Below are 3,987 nucleotides of genomic sequence, written 5' to 3'. Positions count from 1 at the left end.
TTCCGGCGGTAGATTTCTAACATGCCCCGGATGGTCAGGTCGGGATCGAAGTGGTCGATGGCGCTGGTCGCGCCGTGGAATAGCGAGGCGACGCCGCCGGTGCCGACCACCGTCATTGGCTTGCCCCACTCGGCCTTGATCCGCGCGCAGAGGCCCTCGATCAAGGCAATGTAGCCCCAATAGACCCCCGATTGCATGGCCGCCACCGTATCCTTGCCGATGGCGGTGTTGCCGCGCGGACGCTGGATCGCCACGCGGGGCAGTTTGGCGGCGGCCTGGTGCAGGGCTTCCATCGACAGGTTGATGCCGGGCGCGATGGCGCAGCCTTCCATGGCCCCATCGGCGGCGATCACGTCGAAGGTGGTGGCGGTGCCGCTGTCGATGACGATCAGGTCGCCGGGATAGACCACATGGGCGCCGATGGCGTTGACCAGCCGGTCGGCGCCGGCCTCCGACGGTTTTTCGATCCGGATCTCGATGCCGAGCTCGACATTCTCGCCGATCACCAGCGGCTCGACCTTCAGGTAGCGCCGGGCCAGGTTGCGCAGGTTGAAGATCGACTGCGGCACAACGCTGGAAATGATGCAGCCGTCAAACACCTCCATCGCCAGACCCGCCATGGCCAGCAGCTGAGACAGCCACACCGCGTATTCATCCGCCGTGCGGGTGGAATGGGTCGCCGAGCGCCATTGGGCGATCCAGGTCTCCCCATCGTGGACCGCGAACAGCGTGTTGGTGTTACCCTGCTCGATCGCCAGCAGCATGGCTCAAGGCCCTTCAAAAAAGACGTCGCCGGCCGTTATGCGCTCAAGGCGGCCGCCGTCCAGCCGAAGCCGCAGGGCGCCGTCCATATCCAGACCCTCCGCGGTGCCGCAAAGAGTGCGGTTGGGCAGCCGCGCCTCGCAGCGCATCCCCAGCCCGTGCGCCCGCGCGGTCCAGGCCGCGGCGATGGGCAAAAAGCCCTGGCGGCTCCACAAGCTTCGCCAGATCTCGAACTGGCCAGCCAGCACCGCCAGCGCGTCGAGGGGCTTCGGCGGTGGGCCCGACATATGTTCGGCGAAAGCGGTGGCCGGTCGCTCCGTGTCCTTGGGATGGTGGGCGAGATTGACCCCGATGCCGACGGCCAGCCACAGCCGGCCGTCTCCCTGTGTCCCAGATTCCACGAGGATACCGACGGCCTTGCGGCCAGCCACCAGCACGTCGTTGGGCCACTTCAGCCGCGCCACGCCCTCCCCCAGGCAGGTGTCCGCCAGGTCGCAAGCAGCCAGAGCCGCAACGAACGACAGCTGGGCGGCCTCGGCGGCCGGGACGTCCGTGGTGGTCAGCAGGCTCGCCGCAAGATTGCCGGTCTCGGTGGACCACGCCCGGCCTCGCCGCCCCCGCCCGGCCGACTGGCGCGCCGCGGTGATCCAGACCGGCCCGCTCGCTCCCGCCTCGGCCCGGCGCCGCGCCTCGGCGTTGGTGGAGTCGAGCTCGTCATAGGCTTCGATCGGCGGGGGGACTGCCAAACCGCTAGGCGAGCCCGAAGGCGTGCGCCGCGCGGCCGGCGGCCGGGTAGATCCACACCAGGGCGGCGAGCACCAACGGGAAGGAGAACAGCGCCATCGCCAGGCCGATACCCTTGGCCTCAGGCGGCGCGGTGTCGGTGGGGCCGGCGGCGGCGTCGAACCACATCACCTTGATCAGGCGCAGATAGTAGAAGGCCGCCACCACGGAGCCCACCAGGCCCAGCACCGCCCAGACGGTCAGGCCCGCGCCCAGCGCCGCCTTGAACACGAACACCTTGGCCCAGAACCCGGAGAATGGCGGCAGGCCCAGCGCCGACAGGGAAAAGGCGGTCATGGCCAGAGCGATACCCGGCTGCGCCTTGAACAGGCCGGCCATATCCTCGATCGTCTCCATAGACTTGCCCTGCCGCGACAGCGCCGCCAGGCAGGCGAAGAAGCCGGTCACGTCGATCATGTAGAGCACCATGAACACCAGCATCGACTGGACACCCTGGGCGTTGCCAGCGGCCAGGCCCAGCAGCGCGTAGCCGACGTTGGCGATCGAGGAATAGGCCCACAGGCGCTTGAGGTTCTTCTGCGCCAGCCCCGCGAAGGCCCCGACGCCGATGGAGATCATCGCCAGGGCCACCAGCACCTGGCGCCACTGCTCGACGGCGCCGCCGAACCCCTCGGCCAGGACGCGGGCGAACAGCACCATGGCGGCGAGCTTGGGGGCTGCGGCGAAGAATGCCACCACCGGCGTCGGCGCGCCTTCGTAGACGTCCGGCGTCCACATGTGGAAGGGGGCGGCGGAGACCTTGAACGCCAGGCCGCACATCAGGAACACCAGGCCGAACAGCACGCCGGTATGCGCCCCGCCCTGCACGGCGGCGGCGATCTCGGTAAACACCGTCGATCCGGCAAAGCCGTAGATCAGGCTGGCGCCATAGAGCAGCATGCCGGACGACAGGGCGCCGAGGACGAAATACTTCAGCCCCGCTTCCGACGCCTTGGCGTCGTCTCGGTGCATCGCCGCCAGGACATAGAGCGCCAGCGACTGGAGTTCGACGCCCACATAGAGCGAGATCAGGTCGCCCGCCGCGACCATCATCCCCATGCCCAGGGCGGCCAGCAGGATCAGCACCGGGAACTCGAAATTGTCGACGCCGCGCCGCTCGAACCAGCGCTGGCCGAGCGGGATGGCGATGGCGCTGGCGACGAAGATCGCTACCTGGGCGAAGGCCGACGCCTCGTCGGCGATGATGCCGCCCGCGAAGCCCCGGCCCAGCGGGCCGGTGGCGGCCTGGACGGCGGCGCCCAGCAGCACCAGCACGCCGGCCCAGCCCACGAGCCGGCTGGCCCTGGGCGCGAAGGCGCCGGCCACCAGCAATACCAGCGCCCCGATCGCCAGGATCAGTTCCGGGTAGGCCAGGCCAAGGTCGCTTGAGAAGGTCATGCGGGTCCTGAAGCCCCGATCGCGGACTGGTAGACCGAGACGAGATGGTCGACCGAGGCCTGGGTCAGGTTGAACACGGCGGCGGGATAGACGCCCAGCACCAGGGTGGCGGCGATCAGGGGGCTGAAGATCGCCACCTCGCGCCAATCGAGATCGGTGATGCCGGCGAGCTTGGGATTGACCAGGGTCCCGAAGATCGCCGCGATATAGAGGTTCAGCGCATAGACCGCCGACAGGATCACCCCGGTCGCCGCGATGATCGCCGTCCAGGTAGAGACGCCATAGGTCCCGGTCATGGTGAGGATCTCGCCGACGAAGCCGGACGTGCCGGGCAGGCCGACATTGCCCATGGTGAACAGCATGAACACGGCGGCGTACCAGGGCATACGATTCACCAGCCCGCCATAGAAGGCGATCTCGCGGGTGTGCATCCGGTCGTAGACCACGCCGACGCAGAGAAAGAGCGCGCCTGAGATCACCCCGTGGCTGAGCATCTGGAACAGCGCGCCCTGCTCGCCGGTGGCGTTGCCGGAGAAGATGCCCATGGTCACGAAGCCCATGTGCGCCACCGACGAATAGGCGATCAGCTTCTTCATGTCGGTCTGCCGAAACGCGACCAACGAGGTGTAGACCACGGCGATGACGCTGAGCGCGAAGACCAGCGGGGTGAAATAGTGCGAGGCCAGAGGGAACATCGGCAGGGAAAAGCGCAGGAAGCCGTAGCCGCCCATCTTCAACAGGATGCCGGCCAGGATCACCGAGCCCGCCGTGGGCGCCTCGACGTGGGCGTCGGGCAGCCAGGTGTGCACCGGCCACATGGGCATCTTCACCGCGAAGGAGGCGAAGAAGGCGAGGAACAGCCAGGTCTGCACCGCCGGGGCAAAATGGAAGACCATCAGCTCGGGGATCGAACTGGTCCCCGAAATGCCGATCATCGCCAGGATGGCGGCCAGCATCAGCACCGAGCCCAAGAGGGTGTAGAGGAAGAACTTGAAGGCCGCGTAGACCCGCCGCTGACCGCCCCAGATGCCGATGATCAGGAAC

4 protein-coding genes are annotated in these 3,987 nt (G+C 67.8%); all 4 read right to left on the bottom strand.

Annotated features, from left to right (window positions below; all coding sequences use genetic code 11):
- Nucleotides 1-764 (bottom strand): type III pantothenate kinase (locus RMN86_RS04280; protein ID WP_309604595.1); only part of this gene is annotated, 764 nt, incomplete at its 3' end.
- Nucleotides 765-767: 3 nt separating this feature from the next.
- Nucleotides 768-1,508 carry a biotin--[acetyl-CoA-carboxylase] ligase gene (locus RMN86_RS04275; protein ID WP_309604594.1) on the bottom strand — a complete coding sequence of 247 codons (741 nt, stop codon included), beginning with the start codon at nucleotides 1,506-1,508 and terminating at the stop codon, nucleotides 768-770.
- A 4-nt stretch (nucleotides 1,509-1,512) separates the two neighbouring features.
- Nucleotides 1,513-2,943, bottom strand: coding sequence for an NADH-quinone oxidoreductase subunit NuoN (gene nuoN / locus RMN86_RS04270; RefSeq protein ID WP_309604593.1), 1,431 nt, complete (start codon nucleotides 2,941-2,943; stop codon nucleotides 1,513-1,515).
- The coding region (locus tag RMN86_RS04265; RefSeq protein WP_309604592.1) for an NADH-quinone oxidoreductase subunit M at nucleotides 2,940-3,987 on the bottom strand (1,048 nt) is incomplete at its 5' end. The genes RMN86_RS04265 and nuoN, both read right to left, overlap by 4 nt.

This window comes from Phenylobacterium sp. (genome assembly GCF_031360265.1).
GTDB lineage: Bacteria > Pseudomonadota > Alphaproteobacteria > Caulobacterales > Caulobacteraceae > Phenylobacterium.
This window is presented reverse-complemented; position numbering and strand designations above follow the sequence as displayed.

Coding starts and splice junctions, on each gene's coding strand:
- nuoN (WP_309604593.1), bottom strand. CDS start 2,943: ATGACCTTCTCAAGCGACCTTGGCCTGGCCTACCCGGAACTGATCCTG.